This is a genomic window from Pseudarthrobacter sp. N5 (assembly GCF_050157035.1).
Classification (GTDB): domain Bacteria; phylum Actinomycetota; class Actinomycetes; order Actinomycetales; family Micrococcaceae; genus Arthrobacter.
In genome coordinates this window covers 3,164,724-3,181,338 of the sequence record NZ_CP189593.1, presented here as the reverse complement: position 1 = coordinate 3,181,338, position 16,615 = coordinate 3,164,724, and the positions used below count along the sequence as shown (strand labels likewise).

The following is a 16,615-nucleotide window of genomic DNA, read 5'->3' as shown; positions in this document are numbered from 1 at the left end:
ATGGCTAAGAACCTGATTCCCTCCGACGCCCAGTTGGAGATCACTCAGACCAAGTCCGTCATTGGCGGCAAGCAGAACCAGCGCGACACCCTGCGGTCCCTCGGCCTGAAGCGGATCGGACACACTGTTGTCCGCACCGCCGATGCCGTGACCGTTGGAATGCTCAACACGGTTCCGCACCTGGTAAAGGTAGAGGAGGCGAAGTAAATGGCAGAGAAGAACACCGCCGAAAAGGCACAGGGCGCCGCTGCTGAGAAGCAGAACGCACTGAAGGTTCACCACCTGCGTCCCGCCCCGGGTGCCAAGACCGCCAAGACCCGTGTTGGTCGTGGTGAAGGTTCCAAGGGTAAGACCGCCGGTCGCGGTACCAAGGGTACGAAGGCCCGTTATCAGATCAAGGCTGGCTTTGCCGGCGGCCAGTTGCCGCTGCACATGCGCCTGCCGAAGCTGCGCGGCTTCAAGAACCCGTTCCGGGTTGAGTTCCAGGTTGTAAACCTGGACAAGCTCAACGAGCTGTTCCCGGAAGGTGGCGCCGTCACCGTGGAGAACCTGGTCGAAAAGGGTGCCGTTCGTAAGAACCAGCCCGTGAAGGTGCTTGGCACCGGCGACATCACCGTAAAGGTTGACGTCACCGTTCACGCGTTCTCGGCCAGCGCTGCCGAAAAGATTGCTGCAGCAGGCGGAACCACCACCGCTCTCTAGGAGATTGATCTCCATTAGACGGGGGCGTCCACGCCCGTTGTACTAAACTCCCGGTGCGCGGGGCTCAGGCCCTGTGCACCGGGAGTTTTTCCATTTCCGGGAACGCTTCGATTATTCGCAGGGCGCATCCACCCGTTAGACTCTGTTGTTGGGTTTATCGACCTGCATCACACAACTTTCATTACAACTCAGGAGGACGCTTGCTTAGCGCATTTGGCCGGGTCTTTCGCACGCCTGATCTGCGACGCAAGTTGTTGTTCACGCTGGGAATCATCACAATCTTCCGCTTGGGTGCGTTCATTCCCTCGCCTGGTGTGAGCTACCAGAATGTCCAGCAATGCTTGCAAAACGGTCAGACCTCAGGCGGCATCTACCAGCTCGTCAACCTGTTCAGCGGCGGTGCATTGCTGCAGGTCTCCATCTTTGCTTTGGGAATCATGCCGTACATCACGGCCAGTATCATTGTGCAGCTGCTCCGGGTGGTCATTCCCCGTTTCCAGGAGCTGTATGACGAGGGCGCCTCAGGGCAGTCCAAGCTGACTCAGTACACCCGCTACCTCACCATTGCCCTGGGCCTGCTTAATGCCACGACACTGGTGTCGCTGGCACGTTCCGGTCAGTTGCTGCCCGGTTGCCAGCTGCCGATCATCCCGGATGCAAGCATCATCACCACGCTGCTGATCATCATCACACTCACTGCAGGCAGCGGCCTGATCATGTGGATGGGCGAGCTCGTCACCGAAAAGGGTGTGGGCAACGGCATGTCGCTGCTCATTTTCACGGCCATCGCGGCGGGATTCCCCACGTCCCTTGGAGCGATTTGGAAATCCCAGGGCCCCGGAACATTCTTTATGGTCATTGTTATTGGTCTGCTGACCGTTGCGCTGGTGGTCTTCGTTGAACAGTCCCAGCGACGCATTCCCGTGCAGTACGCCAAGCGTATGATCGGACGCCGCACCGTCGGCGGAACCAGCACCTACATTCCCATCAAGGTGAACATGGCCGGCGTTATTCCGGTGATCTTCGCTTCCTCCATGCTGTACCTGCCGGGGCTGATTTCACAGTTCAACCAGCCCAAGGCCGGCGAGCAGATGCAACCGTGGGTTGAGTGGATCAACAACAACCTCACCCGGGGTGACCACCCGATCTACATGGCGCTGTACTTCGCCATGATCGTCTTCTTCACCTACTTCTATGTCGCGATCACCTTCAACCCTGAAGAGGTCTCGGACAATATGAAGAAGTACGGCGGCTTTATCCCAGGTATCCGTGCCGGCAAGCCGACGGCGGATTACCTGCAGTACGTCCTGTCCCGGATCACCCTGCCCGGCGCCATGTACCTGGGCTTTGTGGCATTGATTCCGCTCGTGGCACTTGTACTGATCAACGCCAACCAGAACTTCCCGTTCGGCGGCACGTCGATCCTGATCATGGTGGGCGTTGGCTTGGAAACCGTCAAGCAGATTGATGCGCAGCTACAGCAACGTCACTACGAAGGGCTTTTGCGATGACGAGAATGTTGATTATTGGACCTCCCGGCTCAGGCAAGGGAACGCAGGCGGAACGCATTTCGGAGCGCCTCGGCGTTGTTGCGATCTCCACTGGCGATATCTTCCGCGCCAACGTCAAGGGGGAGACGCCCCTCGGCATTGAAGCGAAGAAGTACATGGACGCCGGTGACTTCGTTCCGGACAGTGTGACCAACAAGATGGTCCGGGACCGGCTCAGCGAAGACGACGTCGAGAACGGCTTTCTGCTGGACGGTTACCCGCGCACCACGGCGCAGGTTGACTACCTTGACGAGATCCTCGCGAAGGGCGACCAGAAGCTGGACGTCGTTCTCCAGCTGACCGCGGACGACGAAGAACTCGTTGCCCGCCTCCTTGGCCGCGCCAAGGAAACCGGCCGCAGCGATGACAACGAAGGCGTCATCCGCCACCGCCTTGATCTGTACCACGAGCAGACGGAGGCCGTGGTGGCAAAGTATGCCGAGCGCGGAATCCTGACGCGGGTGGACGGCATCGGCGGCATCGACGAGGTCACAGACCGCGTTATGCAGGCCATCAAGGCGGCCCAGGCCGCCTGATCCACGTATTGAGCTATGAGGCTCCTCCCGGATAGCGGGAGGAGCCTCAGCCATTTAGCCGCCCCTCCGGTGAGAACCGGAATCGGACCAGCCAGCGGCGGCACCGTTGAGAGGACCAGCAGATGGCATTTGGCCAGCCCCGTATTGAATACAAGACCAACGCCCAGATGCGTACCATGCAGGAGGCCGGGCTGGTCCTGAGCCGTGCCCTGGATGCGGCCGTCGCTGCGGCCGCCCCGGGCGTCACCACGAAACAGCTGGACGTTGTCTTCGCCGCCGTCCTGAACGAAGCCGGTGCCAAGTCCAACTTCCTGGGCTACCACGGCTTCCCTGCCACCATCTGCACCTCCGTTAACGAGGAGGTGGTGCACGGGATTCCCGGCGGCAGGATCCTGCAGGACGGCGACATTATTTCGATCGACGGCGGCGCGATCGTGGACGGCTGGCATTCGGATTCGGCGCGCACGGTGATCGTGGGTACAGCGGATCCGGAGGACCAGCGTCTGTCCGACGTCACGGAGACCGCCATGTGGCATGGTATTGCCGCGCTGGGCACCGGAAATTACGTGGGAGACATTGGCGCCGCCGTGGACGATTACGTTGCGTCTGTGCAGGGCAAGCCGTTGGGCATCCTGGAAGACTATGTGGGCCATGGCATCGGTTCCGAGATGCACATGGCTCCGGATGTGCTGAACTACCGCACCAGCCACCGCGGCCCCAAGATCCGTCCGGGGCTTTGCCTGGCGATCGAACCCATGCTGGTCTGCGGCGGCATTGAAACCGCTGTCCTGGATGATGACTGGACTGTTGTCACCACGGACGGCAAACGCTCCTGCCAGTGGGAGCACTCAGTTGCGGTCCACGAAAAGGGCATCTGGGTGCTTTCAACGCCCGACGGCGGTGCGGCGCGGCTTGCACCGTTGGGCGTAGTGCCGGTCCCGATCCCGTAATGAACAACGCGGGGTCACCTACGGCCCATGTTGGAGCCAAACATCGGCCGTAGGTGACCCCGCGTTGCAGTACGACGAAGGGCTATGCCTTGAGCTTGGGTTTGACGTCCTTGGTGTAGATGCCCTCCAGCGTGGCCTTGAGCTCGGTCATGGTGGCCTTGACGTCGCCCTGCTGGGTGAGGATCCTCGCCGCAGCCTTCGCCATTTCCTGATCGGCACCGGGCAGGAACACCCGGGCGTTGTCCTGCGCCCGTGTTACCGCGAGCTGGTCTACGGCGATCTTGATCTGCGGCGTCTTGGCCAGGACTGCCGTCATATCCGCCGAGGTGCGCGTGGGCATGTATCCGGTGGCTGCGGAGAACGCTGCCGTGTTCTCCGGTTCTGTCATGAACTTCAGGAAGGTTGCGGCCGCGAGCTGCTCTTCCTTGGTGACGCCACTGGGGATGCCCAGGCCGGCGCCGCCGGTGGGGCAGACGCCTGTCTCCGCTTTGGCACCGCCCGGCAGGAAGCCGACGCCAACGTTGAACGTGGCGGACTTCAGGATGCCGATCAGCGAACCGGTGGAGGACAGCGTGGCCGACGCCACGCCGGCGGAGAAATCGTCAGCCGACTCCTTGGATGAGACACCGGCCCAGGCATCCTTGTAGACCGAATCCTGGGCGGCCTGGAGGGCGGCCACTGACTCGGCCGAATCGCAGGTGATCTCCCATTCCTTGGACCAGGAGCCGCCTTGGCCCCAGAGGTTGTTCTGCAGGGTCCATCCTGCGTAGCCGGCCAGGGCCGGGTGCATAAAGGCGTACTGGGCGCCGGAAGCGGCCTTGAGTTTGGGTGCCCAACCGGCGAACTCCTGCCAGGTCTTGGGTGCGCGGTCCGGCAGCCCGGCGGCGGCGAAGTGGTCCTTGTTGTAGTAGAACAGCGGGGTGGAGCGGCCGTAGGGGAGTGCCCACTGCTTACCGTCGTACTTGTAGTCATCAACCAGGGACTTGCGGAAATCGTCCAGCTTGACGTCCAGTTGCTTGACCAGGGAGTCGATCGGGATGATGCTCTCGTTCAGGTAGTACCGGAACCACCAGACGTCGGAGAGCACCACCAGCGCGGGCAGGCCGGTCTTGGCAGCCTGGGCGGTCTGGAATTTCTGCGCGATTTCCTCATAGTTGGCACCGGCCGTGACCAGTTTGACCTTGATGTCCGGGAACTTGGCATGGAACTTTTCGATGATGGACTTTTCCACGTCCTGGGACTTGCCCGGGTGGTTGGACCAGAAATCGATGGATGCAGCCGGCTTGACGCCGCTGAAGTCGATGTCCGTGGCGGCACCCGACGAAGCCGTGCCTCCTGTGGCCGGGCCGCCACAAGCTGAGAGCGCGGCGGCGCCCGCCCCGGCACCTGCCAGGGAGAGGAAGAGCCGGCGGTCAAGATTCGGTGCCATGGTGATGCCTTTCGGTTGGTGCCTGGGCGTGAATAGATGCAGTACGACGGCGGCCGGTTTAGCCTGGGGCTAACCGGTGACACTGCCCTGGGTCAGGCCCGCCACGATGTAACGCTGGAGCATGGCGAAGATGATGAGTATGGGGATGATCACCAGGACCGCGCCGGCCATCAGGATTCCCCAGCCGGATCCGTTGCCTTCGGAGTTCTGCAGGAGCGTCAGGCCTACCGGGAGCGTCATGCTTTCCGGCTTGTCGGTGATGATCAGGGGCCAGATGTATTCGTTCCATTCGCTGACCACGGTGACCAGCGCCACAGTGGCGATTGCGGGGACGGACACAGGAACCACGATCTGCCAGAGCCTGCGCCAATGGCCCGCGCCGTCGATCTCGGCGGACTCCAGGATGGAGACCGGCAGGGTGAGGAAGTGCTGGCGCAGCAGGAACGTTCCGAAGGCCGTCCCCAGTCCGGGCAGGATGATTCCCCACAGGGTGTTCTTGCCACCCATGCCCGCGATCAGGATGTAATTGGGCAGGATGGACACCTGCGCCGGCACCATCAGTGCCACCAGGATCAGCACAAAGATGACGTTCCTGAACGGGAAGCGGACGAACACCAGGGCGTAGGCGGTGAGGATGGCCAGGACAACCTTGATGCTGGCACCCACCACGGTGACGATGGTGCTGTTGAGGAAGAACCGGCCGAACGGGACGGTGGTCATGGCCACCTTGTAGTTCTCCGGGTTCATGGCTTCCGGCAGCAGCTTGAGATCCAGCGTGACGATCTCGCCGGGTTGCTTGAAGGAGCTGAGGACCATCCAGAGCAGCGGCAGGAAAACCACCAGCGTGGCCACTATCAGCGGCGCATAGCCGCCAACAACTGTCTGTACCAGATTCGAGCGGGAGAACGGGCGCACGCGTGGAGCTTCGTCGTCCTCGGACGTTGGCAACTCCGGCGGAAGGCCGGCAGGGGCAAGATGGCTCATGAGTAGTGCACCTTCCTCTCAGCGAAGCGGAGTTGGAGCACGGTGATGACCAGCAGGATCGCGAAGAGGACCACTGAGATTGCGGCGGAATAGCCGGCGCGGTTGTAGGCGCCGAAGGCCTGCAGGTAGGCCTCGTAGATCAGTGTGCTGGTGCCGCTGCCGAGCGGCGTCATGATGCGGATGAGGTCGAACGCCTGGAGCGAGCTGATCATGGTGGTGATCAGCAGGAAGAACGTGGTGGGGGAGAGCAGGGGAAGCGAGATGCCCATGAACCGCTTGAAGCCGTTGGCGCCGTCCAGCGAGGCCGCTTCCATCACGTCCTGGGGGAGTGACTGCAGCCCGGCCAGGTACACCACGGCGCAGTAGCCCAGGTTCTTCCAGACGTAGACGATGATCACCATCACCAGGGAGAGCTGGGGATCGTTGATCCATTGCGGGCTCTGTTGGCCGAGGCCGCGGAGAATCCAGGACAGCACTCCGTACCCGGGGTCAAAGATGAACAGCCACACCAAGCCCACGCCCACACCGGAGAGCACATACGGGGCAAAAACTGCGGAGCGGGCAAAGGTGGTGCCGCGGACCTTGGAGTTAAGCGCCAGAGCGAGCAGCAGGCCCAGCAGCATGGAACCGCCCATAGTTGCCACCGTGAACACAGCCGTTGTCCCCAGGACCTTGGAGGCGTCCCTGCTGGTGAAGAACGTGACGTAGTTTTCCAGGCCCACCACGGTGGCGTTCGCCGAGCCGAGCGTCCAGTTCAGTGTGGAGTAGTACACGTTGTTAATCAGTGGCATGTACGTGAATACCGAGATCAGGAGGATGTTGGGCAGGGCGAGTGCCAGGAAAACGAAAAAATCCCGGCGGGATCTGGCGGACCAGCGCTTACGACGGACCGGGGCAGGATTTCCGGCAGGTCCTCCGTCCCGGGTGGCGGGCAGCCTGCTGGTAAGTTGTCGGGTCATGGGCGTCTCTAACGGATTCTGGCCTGGCTGGCCGGCGGGCGGGGGCATCTAGAAATCACTTCACCACATGGCTGGTGGGCAGAAACCCGCGCAAGCCCTCATCCGAGGATTGTTTGTCGAGGCTTCCTTGCCCGTTAACGCCGTGTTGGTTGCAGTATTGCATAACGTTCGTTTTGGAACCCGGAGGCGGAGGCGGAGGGAGCACAATGGAGCCATGGGAGCCATTACAGATGTGACCGGGATCCGCGTAGGCCACGCCCAGAATGCCGACGACGGCTGGCTCAGTGGAGTGACAGTGGTCCTGCCTCCGCCGGGCACTGTCGGTTCGGTTGACGTCCGCGGCGGCGGCCCGGGCACACACGAGACCGATGCGCTGGACCCCACCACGCTCGTGTCCACCGTCGATGCCGTAGTGCTCACCGGCGGCAGCGCCTTTGGGCTTGTCTCCGCTCACGGGGTGCAGCGTTGGTGCGAGGAGAACGGCAGGGGATTCGCCGTGCCCGGGGGCGTGGTGCCTATTGTGCCGGCGGCCGCGATCTTTGATCTGGGCCGGGGTGGCGACTTCGCCAACCGCCCGGACGCGGACATGGGGTACGAGGCAGCCGTGGCCGCTGCCGCAACGGTCGAGAAGTCCGACGTCGAACGCGGCAATGTGGGGGCCGGCACCGGCGCTCTGATCGGCAGAGGACAGTTCAAAGGGGGAGTGGGGACTGCTTCTGCCACCCTGGACGACGGTGTGGTGGTGGGTGCGGTGGCCGTGGTGAACGCGCTTGGCATGCCGTTTGATTTCGACAAGCCTATTCACCCGGATCCTCCAGCGGTGGAGCCTGCCGGGCCGCAACCACTCAACACGACCCTGGTGGTTGTTGCCACCAACGCCGTCCTCGACGTTGCCGAGTGCAAGCGGACAGCTTCGGCTGCCCATGCGGGACTGGCACGGGCTTTGAATCCGAGCCACACCCTCGCCGATGGCGACACCGTGTTCGCTCTGGCAACGGGCGCCGTCGCGCTTGACCGCAGTTCAGAAGCTGCCCGGCAGGTCAGTCTCATCACCCTGCAGAGTGCGGCGGCCGACGTCGTACGCCTGGCTATCCTGGACGGGATCGAAAGCGCCGTGAGTATCAGCACCCCGAAGGGCGAATTTATCGCATATAAGTTCCCTGATGATCGCCGACCCCCAGGGAACTTATAAAGGATATGAAATCAATAAACGACTATAAACAAGCGCCAGGAGGACCTTGTGGGAAACCCGGGGGTGCGCGATTCAACGCCGCCGTGGCGGACCACTACACACGACCGGGCAAGCACTTTGGATGCTGATCACCTCACGCAGATCCGCCGCGATCCCGCCGTGTTCGCTCCGGACGGCATCCAGCACCTGATCCTTGAGGTTATTGCCTACGCGGTTGACGAAGCGGAAAGCACGACGCCGGGAAGCTGCGTCGTCACGCTGCACGGCGATGGCTCGGTCTCTGTCGCCGACAACGGGCGAGGAACCGACACCCTTTACGACGCCGACGGCCGGCCCATCAAGAAGCCGGTCATGTCCACCAGAGACATCCGCTTCTTTGACTTGCGCGACGCCCAAATTCTTCCCGACGGCCACGCTCGCCGCGGGATGTCCGTCGTCGCCGCGCTCAGCGAGTGGCTCATTCACACCAACCGACGCAGCAACGGGGCGTGGACCCAGCGCTACGAATATGGCGTACCGGTGACCGATCTGGTCCCTATCGACAACGATACGAGCGGAACAACCGTGCATTTCCTACCCGACGAAGCGTTGCACGCAGCAGCTGCAGTGGAGGCAGCGCAACTGAGACGGTGTACCACCTGGCCAACGTTGGTAGTCGCAGACATCGACGAGCGCAGCGGAGATCTGCTCGGCACCGGCCTACCGGTCGAAACTGACGTCGGCGACCGTTCTCAGTAGATTGGTGTTTTTAATTTGTCCTTGAAGAGAATACCAACTAGAGTGGTCTGTTGGTTGTCTGCCCTGTTGTGCCCTTTTGTGGCCTGGAGGCACCAGCCAATCAATCAAAAAAACGTTCGCAGTCATGCCCGGTGCAATCCGGAGGGCTGTGGCAACAACAGTTAGCGGAGGGTATGGCCAAGAAGGACGGGGTCATTGAGATCGAGGGCGTTGTGACTGAGGCGCTGCCTAACGCGATGTTTCGAGTTGAGCTCACCAACAAGCACATCGTTCTGGCACACATCTCAGGGAAGATGCGCCAGCACTACATTCGAATCCTCCCTGAGGACCGGGTAGTGGTGGAACTGAGCCCGTACGACCTCACTCGTGGTCGTATCGTCTACCGCTACAAGTAAACACCTGGCCGGCCGAGGCAATTGCCATGGACCGGTCCAGTTGACCAACTGCAACACGCAAAGGAATGCCATGAAGGTCAAGCCGAGCGTCAAGCAGATCTGCGAAAAGTGCAAAGTGATCCGCCGTAATGGCCGGGTCATGGTGATCTGCGAGAACCCGCGCCACAAGCAGCGCCAGGGCTAATTTCCCCTCACGGGAAATCCTGGGTTGCTAACCCACGCAAGTAAATAAAGGCAGCACAAGCTGATCTGGGACATTGAGCTAGAACGAGTCCGGACAGCTAACCCCCGGTCGGAGGCTGGGGCCGCACTGAACGTGCGGGTGTACTGCCTACGACCTCCGGTTTATTCAAGGAGCACTGCCACTATGGCTCGTCTCGCTGGCGTAGACATTCCCCGCGAAAAGCGGTTGGAAATTGCGCTTACTTACATCTACGGCGTGGGCAAGACCCGTGCACACGAAACCCTGGCTGCCACCGGCATCAGCGCTGACATCCGCGTCAAGGATCTCAGCGATGCCGATCTGGTCCAGCTGCGTGACTACATTGAAGGCAACTACAAGGTTGAGGGTGACCTTCGCCGCGAAGTAGCAGCAGATATCCGCCGCAAGGTTGAAATCGGCAGCTACGAAGGCCTGCGTCACCGCAAGGGCCTGCCCGTACGCGGACAGCGTACGAAGACCAACGCACGTACCCGCAAGGGTCCGAAGCGTACCGTCGCCGGCAAGAAGAAGGCCCGTTAATCCCAGCCCGGGATTAACTCGGTTTTCCCCCGATAACTTTCTGTAGGAGAAAAAATGCCCCCGAAGACTCGTGGCGCGGTTCGCAAGCCGCGTAAGAAGGACAAGAAGAACATCGCGCTGGGCCAGGCGCACATCAAGAGCACCTTTAACAACACCATCGTTTCCATCACGGATCCCAATGGTGCTGTCATCTCCTGGGCTTCGTCCGGTGAGGTTGGCTTCAAGGGCTCACGTAAGTCCACCCCGTTCGCTGCGCAGATGGCTGCCGAAGCTGCTGCAAAGCGTGCGCAGGAGCACGGCATGAAGAAGGTTGACGTCTTCGTCAAGGGACCGGGTTCCGGACGAGAGACCGCAATCCGCTCGCTGCAGGCTGCTGGCCTTGAGGTTGGCTCCATCCAGGACGTCACCCCCGCAGCGCACAACGGTTGCCGCCCGCCGAAGCGCCGCCGCGTCTAAGCCTTTCCGCCGGCAGGAGCTTGCCCGGACCTTCAATGGTCCGGGCAGGCCCGGCCGCGTTAAGTCTTCAGACCGAATTTCCACCACCTGTGTTGCGTCATATAGCGGATGCTCGCCGAAAGGAAACCTAAGTGCTCATTGCACAGCGCCCCACCCTCTCCGAAGAGGTCGTCTCCGAAAACCGCTCGCGTTTCATCATTGAACCGCTGGAACCGGGCTTTGGCTACACCCTCGGAAACTCCCTCCGCCGTACCCTGCTCTCCTCCATCCCCGGTGCTGCTGTAACCAGCATCCGGATTGATGGTGTGCTGCACGAGTTCACCACGGTTCCGGGTGTGAAGGAAGATGTCACTGAGATCATCCTGAACATCAAGAGCCTGTCGGTCTCCTCCGAGCACGATGAGCCGGTTGTTGCTTACCTGCGCAAGCAGGGCCCCGGAATCGTCACCGCCGCGGACATCGCTCCGCCGGCCGGTGTGGAATTCCACAACCCGGATCTGCACATTGCCACGCTGAACTCGAAGGGCAAGTTCGAGCTCGAACTGACCATCGAGCGCGGCCGCGGCTACGTTTCGGCAGCTCAGAACAAGTCCGGTGATTCAGAGATCGGCCGTATTCCGGTCGACTCGATCTACTCGCCGGTACTGAAGGTCACTTTCCGCGTGGAAGCAACCCGTGTTGAGCAGCGCACTGACTTCGACAAGCTGATTGTCGACGTCGAGACCAAGCAGGCCATCGCCCCGCGCGATGCCGTTGCTTCGGCAGGTACCACCCTGGTGGAACTGTTCGGTCTGGCCCGCGAGCTGAACACCGCAGCTGAAGGTATCGAGATTGGCCCGTCGCCGACGGATGCTGCCCTGGCAGCTGACATGGCTCTGCCGATCGAGGATCTGGACCTCACCGTCCGTTCCTACAACTGCCTCAAGCGTGAGGGCATCCACACCGTGGGTGAACTCGTTGCTCGCTCCGAGGCTGACCTGATGGACATCCGTAACTTCGGTGCGAAGTCCATTGACGAGGTCAAGGCAAAGCTGGTTGAACTGGGCCTGTCCCTCAAGGACTCGCCTCCCGGGTTTGACCTCGCAGCACGCGCCGCAGCAATTGAAGAGGACGACGCCGCTTTCGGCGACGACGAACTCTAACAAACAGATCTTGGCTGGCGGGCTGGATGCACCACGTTGTGCGCAGCCCACTGGCTTCCATATGAGGAGAAACTATTATGCCTACACCCGCTAAGGGTCCGCGCCTCGGAGGCGGAGCGGCTCACGAGCGTCTTATGCTCGCGAACCTGGCAGCCGCACTGTTCGAGCACAAGCGGATCACCACCACGGTGACCAAGGCCAAGCGGCTGAAGCCGTACGCCGAGCGTCTGGTGACTTTCGCCAAGCGCGGTGACCTGTCTTCCCGCCGTCGTGTACTCGGTCTGATCAGCAACAAGGGCATTGTCCACGAGCTGTTCACCGACATCGCACAGGCAGTGGAGAACCGCGACGGCGGTTACACCCGCATCACCAAGATCGGCAACCGCAAGGGCGACAACGCTCCCATGGCTGTCATCGAACTGGTTCTTGAGCCCGTTTCCGCCAAGCAGGCTGTTGTGGCCGAGGCCACGAAGGCTGCCGAAAAGGCCGCCCCGGTTGCCGAGGAAGCTCCCGCTGAGGCCGAGGCTGCTGAAGCCAAGTACGCCGGCTCCAAGCCTGCTACCGACGACAACGTTGCCCCTGAGGGCTTCGAGGTCAAGGGCAACGAGGACTCGATGAAGTTCCACGTTCCCGGCTCGCGCTGGTACGACGCCACGGTTGCTGAAGTCTGGTTCGACTCTGCTGAGTCCGCCGAGGCTGCCGGCTTTGCACCTGCCGGCGGCGACGCTGCGCAGGCTGTTGAAGCTGAGTAATCAGGCTCCGACGCCGCACTAGAATCATGTTTATGTGTGACCAAAAACCCGCGGCCCCCTTGTCAGGGGGTGGCGGGTTTTTGCGTCTCCGCCTGGATCTAGGGTACGACGGCGGCCCGTTCAGCGGGTGGGGCATCCAGCCGGATTTGCGGACCGTTCAGGGAGTCCTGGAGGCAGCGCTGGCGCTGCTGGTCCGGCGTCCCGTGCGGGTAACTGTGGCCGGACGCACGGACGCAGGCGTGCATGCCCGTGGCCAGGTGGTGCATCTGGACCTTACGGAGACCGAATGGCTGGGGCTGAACAGGGGAGCCGAGCTCGATCCTGCAGCGGCGCTGCTCCGCAGGCTCAGGGGTGCGCTCAGCAGGGGGCTGGGAGACCTCACCGGGGCTGTTGAGGTGCACAGGGTGTCCTTGGCGCCGGAGGGCTTCGACGCCCGGTTCTCCGCACTGTGGCGACGCTACAGCTACCGCATTGCGGACGGAGCGGCGCTGTGGGATCCGCTGGGCCGGTATTCGACCCTGTGGCACAGGGAAGAGCTGGATGTTGACCTGCTCAACGAGGGCGCCTCACAGCTGCTGGGGCTGCAGAACTTCCTCTCCTACTGCAAGCCGCGGGAGGGGGCCTCCACCATCCGCGAGCTGCAGCGTTTTGAGTTTGCGCGCGGCACGGACGGCGTGATTGTGGCCACCGTTCAGGCCGATGCGTTCTGCCACAACATGGTGCGGTCCCTGGTGGGGTCGGCGCTGTTCGTGGGGGAAGGCGTGGAGACTCCCAAGTGGCTGCACGAGCGGCTACTGGACAGGAAGCGTGACGCCAAGTCCGTGCTGGCGGCGCCACATCCGCTGGTGCTGGAGGAAGTGGCATATCCCTCCGATGACGAGATGCTGGCCAGGGCCCAGCTGACGCGCGCGAAGCGGAAATAGGGTTTCCAGGCCTGATGCCAGTGCCACCGCATAGTCGGCGTCCAATCCAGGATCAACAACTGAGGCAATCAGCCGACAGCGGGCACCGCCACTGTCCGCGTACCCAGCTGCCTCCGGGCCCAGCCGGCAAGCTTCTTGCCTTTGCCCTTCCACCAGTTGTCCTCGTCCTTGTCATGATGCCAACGGAAGATCAGGGTCACCATTAGGAAGACCCCCATTGCAACGTCCTGCCAAGACCAGGAAACTGCGTCGATCAGCACGCTTACTCCGGTGATCAGAATCGACGGTAGCGCCAGCGTCCTGAAAACGGTGCTTGCCACGTAGCGGCGATGCGATTTCGGCACGGACAGGACACGGACCATGTCAAAACAGACACACACCACCACCATGGCCTGCCCCAAGGACATCAAAATCAAGCCGGGCAAGGAACCGGCGAACATTGTCACCGTCCCCATCCCCGCGCTCATCGGACGCCCACCAACATTGCGGGACGCGGAAAAGACAACACACCATTACAGAAACCACACACGCGGTTACACCCCCAGAGACCTGAAACTACGCTGCGAGACTCAGCTGTGTTCCATTCAATCCGCTGCCCGCTGGCCCGTCACGAGTAGTGTGTACTCGACTTTCTGCATCCCGGTGCCGTGACACATACCCGCAGTACTCAGTCCGGCACCGGGTATGCGCCTGCAGCTGCGACACACGGCTGCCAGAATCGTTCCGGCGCCGCGAACGGCGGATCGAATCAACAACGAGCACAGTGCCTCAGCCTTTCCTGGATTCTGGAACTTATCCCTGCTGCGATGATAATTGACAACGGTCATTTCAACGTGCAAAAAGTGATGCCAAGCGCCTTTCTGGCTTGTAACGTAGATGCTGTCGCAGTGGATACGGCATTGGCGCTGGGCGAATGCGGAAAATTCACTGGACATGGGGTGGCAATGAGCGATCTTGGGGTGGCTGTAGTCATAGAAGACGACGCCGATATGCGCAACCTTCTGGAAGCCGTGCTCCGTCAGGCAGGCTTCGAGGTTTACTCAGCCGTTGACGGGCACGACGGCGTCGAAGTCGTTCGACATCGACAGGCCAACGTCATCACCTTGGACGTGGGCCTCCCCGACATCGATGGGTACGAGGTACTGCGGCGAATCCGGCAGTTCAGCGACGCATACATTGTCGTGCTGACCGGGCGGACTGAGGAACTCGATGTGCTGACGGCTCTCCAGACCGGTGCTGACGACTATCTCACCAAACCATTCCGTCCGCGGGAATTGCGGGCGCGGGTGGCGGCGATGATGCGCAGACCACGGCAACAGCCTGTCACTGAGCCGCTGCCGCTGCCGCTGCCGCCGCCGCCGTGGTCCGGTCCAGCGTCCGCTCCACACGCAGCCCCAACGGATGATGCGGTGCTGCGGCACAATGGACTGGCCCTCAACCACAAGACGCGTACTGTGGCACTCGGTGGCGCAGCACTGGGCCTGACCCGCAGCGAATTCGATCTGCTTCACGAGTTGTTGCGCGGAGCAGGGGCCGTGCGCACGAGGGCTGACCTAGTTCGCGTAGTCAGGGGAGATTACTACCAGGAAGATACGTACATCAGCGAATCCGATGAGCGAGCCGTTGAGGTGCACCTCGGCAACCTTCGCCGCAAGCTGCGCGAAGATCCGGAGTCGCCACGCTGGCTGCAGACCGTTCGAGGCGTAGGCTACCGTCTGGCACCGAGCAAGCTGGAACACCTGGGCTAGCCGATATATGGCCAGATTTCGCTCGACGTATATTTATTCGTTCGTCGTGACGTAGAGAAACTGAAGCTCTTTGACAGTTTGACCGCCATGGTCTGCAACCGCGGTCACGAGCGCCCGTCCGGCACTAAAGTCACCTCTGCGAATGATTTGTTCCAGATCTTCCGCCAGCCGCGCCAGCCGCAGTCCGCCAACCATGGCAGAAGAGGTCTTCAGACTGATGATTGCGTCAAGTGCGTCCGCACGGTCCTGGCGGTCCACTGCAGCGGTCAGACGCCGGTAGCGCTGAACCCACATTTCGGTGTAATCACGGGCAAAACGATGCGCGACTCGGGGGCCGTCCACTTCGTCTTCCAGCTCTTGAAGGATGTCCGGATCTACCAACGGCAGCTCATCGCTGTTGTCTGGCGGCGTGGGGCTGGGGCGTGGAATGGACATGGCTTAAGGCTACTTCCTGACTCCGTCCCACGGCCTGCCCTCGGCAGATCCTGTGGAAACCTTGAGATCTCCTTGAGGGGCGAGGCATGCCTTTCTTATCATTGGCCGCTGAAAGTCACTATGGCATTGATGACGGCAGGGCCGAGGATGGCGATAAACAGCACCGGGAAGATGAAAAACAGCAAGGGAAAGAGAATCGTGACGGGGAGCTTCATGGCCTTCTCCTCGGCGCGCTGGCGGCGCTTGACTCTCATGACTTTGGCTTGGACACGTAGTACGCGGCTGATGGCAATGCCGTAGGTGTCGGCCTGGACCACCGCCTGGACGAAGCTGCGCAGTTCAGGAATGTTGGTGCGATCGGCCAGCGCAAGATACGACTCGCGGCGGCTTCGTCCCACCTGCATGTCCTGCAGCGTGCGCACGAGTTCTTCGGCCAGCGGCCCCTTGCCGTTTGCGCCGGCACGGGCCATGGCCCCTTCGAATCCGAGGCCTGCTTCCACTGAAATGAGCATCTGGTCCAGAGTGTTGGCCAGCTCCAACTGCATAGCCTTTTGGCGCTCCAGCCCCCTGCTGTAGAGCAGCAGATCCGGGATGAAGTAGCCCAGCAACAGGATGAACAACCCCACAAGCTTGATGATCGGCGTCGTGCCATTAGCGCTGATGTACAAGCCCAGCATGGCACCCACCAGTCCGAGCGCGGGCTTGGCGGCCAGCAGGCGTCCAAGCGGAAGGGAAGCAGGGCGGCCGGCCAGAGACAACAGCTTGTCGAGTTTGCGGACGTAGGCCGCGGGTGTCAGCCGGTAACCGATCCTCTCAAGGAGACCATTCTCATTCGGCTCTTTCTCGTCGGGGCTGCTGCCCTGTGTCAACAGCTCCCTGGTAGCCCGCTGGGATTTCCTGTCCACGGAGAGCAAATACCAGGTGACATAGGCGATCGGCACCGAGACCAGTAGCAGCGCGAGCAGAACCACGGGATTCATCA

21 protein-coding genes are annotated in these 16,615 nt (G+C 61.5%); 15 read left to right on the top strand and 6 right to left on the bottom strand.

The annotated features are described in order from the left end of the window. The 5 genes from rpmD (at window position 1) to map (ending at window position 3,738) form a co-directional block, all read left to right on the top strand. Window positions 1–207, top strand: a complete 207-nt coding sequence (gene rpmD / locus ACQCST_RS15245; RefSeq protein WP_426996585.1) for a 50S ribosomal protein L30 — start codon at window positions 1–3, stop codon at window positions 205–207. Beyond that, window positions 208–702: a 50S ribosomal protein L15 gene (gene rplO, locus ACQCST_RS15240; protein ID WP_426996584.1), complete on the top strand. Its 495-nt coding sequence runs from the start codon at window positions 208–210 to the stop codon at window positions 700–702. It abuts the gene before it with no gap. Between the two features lie 200 nt (window positions 703–902). Beyond that, entirely contained in the window at window positions 903–2,213 is a 1,311-nt protein-coding gene (gene secY, locus ACQCST_RS15235) for a preprotein translocase subunit SecY (RefSeq protein ID WP_426996583.1), read from the top strand. A 5-nt stretch (window positions 2,214–2,218) separates the two neighbouring features. Next, entirely contained in the window at window positions 2,219–2,788 is a 570-nt protein-coding gene (locus ACQCST_RS15230; RefSeq protein WP_426999198.1) for an adenylate kinase, read from the top strand. 122 nt (window positions 2,789–2,910) lie between these two features. Next, on the top strand, window positions 2,911–3,738 hold the full coding sequence (gene map / locus ACQCST_RS15225; RefSeq protein ID WP_426996582.1) for a type I methionyl aminopeptidase: 828 nt from the start codon (window positions 2,911–2,913) through the stop codon (window positions 3,736–3,738). Between the two features lie 82 nt (window positions 3,739–3,820). Here map and ACQCST_RS15220 read toward each other — a convergent pair whose 3' ends face one another. From ACQCST_RS15220 to ACQCST_RS15210, 3 genes are all read right to left on the bottom strand, one after another. Next, window positions 3,821–5,167 carry an ABC transporter substrate-binding protein gene (locus ACQCST_RS15220; protein ID WP_426996581.1) on the bottom strand — a complete coding sequence of 449 codons (1,347 nt, stop codon included), beginning with the start codon at window positions 5,165–5,167 and terminating at the stop codon, window positions 3,821–3,823. A gap of 69 nt (window positions 5,168–5,236) precedes the next feature. Further along, entirely contained in the window at window positions 5,237–6,151 is a 915-nt protein-coding gene (locus ACQCST_RS15215; RefSeq protein ID WP_426996580.1) for a carbohydrate ABC transporter permease, read from the bottom strand. Further along, the gene (locus tag ACQCST_RS15210; RefSeq protein WP_426996579.1) at window positions 6,148–7,110 is read right to left on the bottom strand and encodes a carbohydrate ABC transporter permease; all 963 of its coding nucleotides are present in this window, start codon (window positions 7,108–7,110) and stop codon (window positions 6,148–6,150) included. Before ACQCST_RS15210 ends, ACQCST_RS15215 begins: the two co-directional genes overlap by 4 nt. A gap of 214 nt (window positions 7,111–7,324) precedes the next feature. Between ACQCST_RS15210 and ACQCST_RS15205 the strand changes: the two genes are divergently transcribed. The 9 genes from ACQCST_RS15205 to ACQCST_RS15165 all read left to right on the top strand — a co-directional run bounded on the left by ACQCST_RS15205 (window position 7,325) and on the right by ACQCST_RS15165 (window position 13,450). Continuing rightward, on the top strand, window positions 7,325–8,302 hold the full coding sequence (locus tag ACQCST_RS15205; RefSeq protein ID WP_426996578.1) for a P1 family peptidase: 978 nt from the start codon (window positions 7,325–7,327) through the stop codon (window positions 8,300–8,302). A gap of 48 nt (window positions 8,303–8,350) precedes the next feature. Further along, window positions 8,351–9,040 carry an ATP-binding protein gene (locus ACQCST_RS15200; protein ID WP_426996577.1) on the top strand — a complete coding sequence of 230 codons (690 nt, stop codon included), beginning with the start codon at window positions 8,351–8,353 and terminating at the stop codon, window positions 9,038–9,040. A 173-nt stretch (window positions 9,041–9,213) separates the two neighbouring features. Beyond that, window positions 9,214–9,435: a translation initiation factor IF-1 gene (gene infA / locus ACQCST_RS15195; RefSeq protein ID WP_009358723.1), complete on the top strand. Its 222-nt coding sequence runs from the start codon at window positions 9,214–9,216 to the stop codon at window positions 9,433–9,435. 70 nt (window positions 9,436–9,505) lie between these two features. Then, entirely contained in the window at window positions 9,506–9,619 is a 114-nt protein-coding gene (rpmJ, locus tag ACQCST_RS15190; protein WP_009358722.1) for a 50S ribosomal protein L36, read from the top strand. 183 nt (window positions 9,620–9,802) lie between these two features. Continuing rightward, the gene (rpsM, locus tag ACQCST_RS15185) at window positions 9,803–10,177 is read left to right on the top strand and encodes a 30S ribosomal protein S13 (RefSeq protein WP_426996576.1); all 375 of its coding nucleotides are present in this window, start codon (window positions 9,803–9,805) and stop codon (window positions 10,175–10,177) included. Window positions 10,178–10,231: 54 nt separating this feature from the next. Next, window positions 10,232–10,633, top strand: coding sequence for a 30S ribosomal protein S11 (gene rpsK, locus ACQCST_RS15180; protein WP_246527167.1), 402 nt, complete (start codon window positions 10,232–10,234; stop codon window positions 10,631–10,633). Between the two features lie 131 nt (window positions 10,634–10,764). Then, on the top strand, window positions 10,765–11,775 hold the full coding sequence (locus ACQCST_RS15175) for a DNA-directed RNA polymerase subunit alpha (protein WP_426996575.1): 1,011 nt from the start codon (window positions 10,765–10,767) through the stop codon (window positions 11,773–11,775). A 77-nt stretch (window positions 11,776–11,852) separates the two neighbouring features. Further along, window positions 11,853–12,527, top strand: coding sequence for a 50S ribosomal protein L17 (gene rplQ, locus ACQCST_RS15170; RefSeq protein WP_426996574.1), 675 nt, complete (start codon window positions 11,853–11,855; stop codon window positions 12,525–12,527). Window positions 12,528–12,559: 32 nt separating this feature from the next. Continuing rightward, window positions 12,560–13,450: a tRNA pseudouridine synthase A gene (locus ACQCST_RS15165; RefSeq protein ID WP_426996573.1), complete on the top strand. Its 891-nt coding sequence runs from the start codon at window positions 12,560–12,562 to the stop codon at window positions 13,448–13,450. Window positions 13,451–13,518: 68 nt separating this feature from the next. Here ACQCST_RS15165 and ACQCST_RS15160 read toward each other — a convergent pair whose 3' ends face one another. Then, window positions 13,519–13,905 (bottom strand): hypothetical protein, encoded by a 387-nt coding sequence (locus ACQCST_RS15160; protein ID WP_426996572.1) that lies wholly within the window; start codon window positions 13,903–13,905, stop codon window positions 13,519–13,521. A gap of 489 nt (window positions 13,906–14,394) precedes the next feature. Between ACQCST_RS15160 and ACQCST_RS15155 the strand changes: the two genes are divergently transcribed. After that, entirely contained in the window at window positions 14,395–15,198 is an 804-nt protein-coding gene (locus tag ACQCST_RS15155; RefSeq protein WP_426996571.1) for a response regulator transcription factor, read from the top strand. 33 nt (window positions 15,199–15,231) lie between these two features. On the opposite strand, the gene ACQCST_RS15150 is transcribed toward ACQCST_RS15155, so the two are convergent. Then, window positions 15,232–15,633 carry an Hpt domain-containing protein gene (locus ACQCST_RS15150; RefSeq protein WP_426996570.1) on the bottom strand — a complete coding sequence of 134 codons (402 nt, stop codon included), beginning with the start codon at window positions 15,631–15,633 and terminating at the stop codon, window positions 15,232–15,234. A gap of 98 nt (window positions 15,634–15,731) precedes the next feature. After that, complete coding sequence (locus ACQCST_RS15145; protein WP_426999197.1) at window positions 15,732–16,613, bottom strand: type II secretion system F family protein; 882 nt, start codon at window positions 16,611–16,613, stop codon at window positions 15,732–15,734. Between the last annotated feature and the right edge of the window lie 2 nt (window positions 16,614–16,615).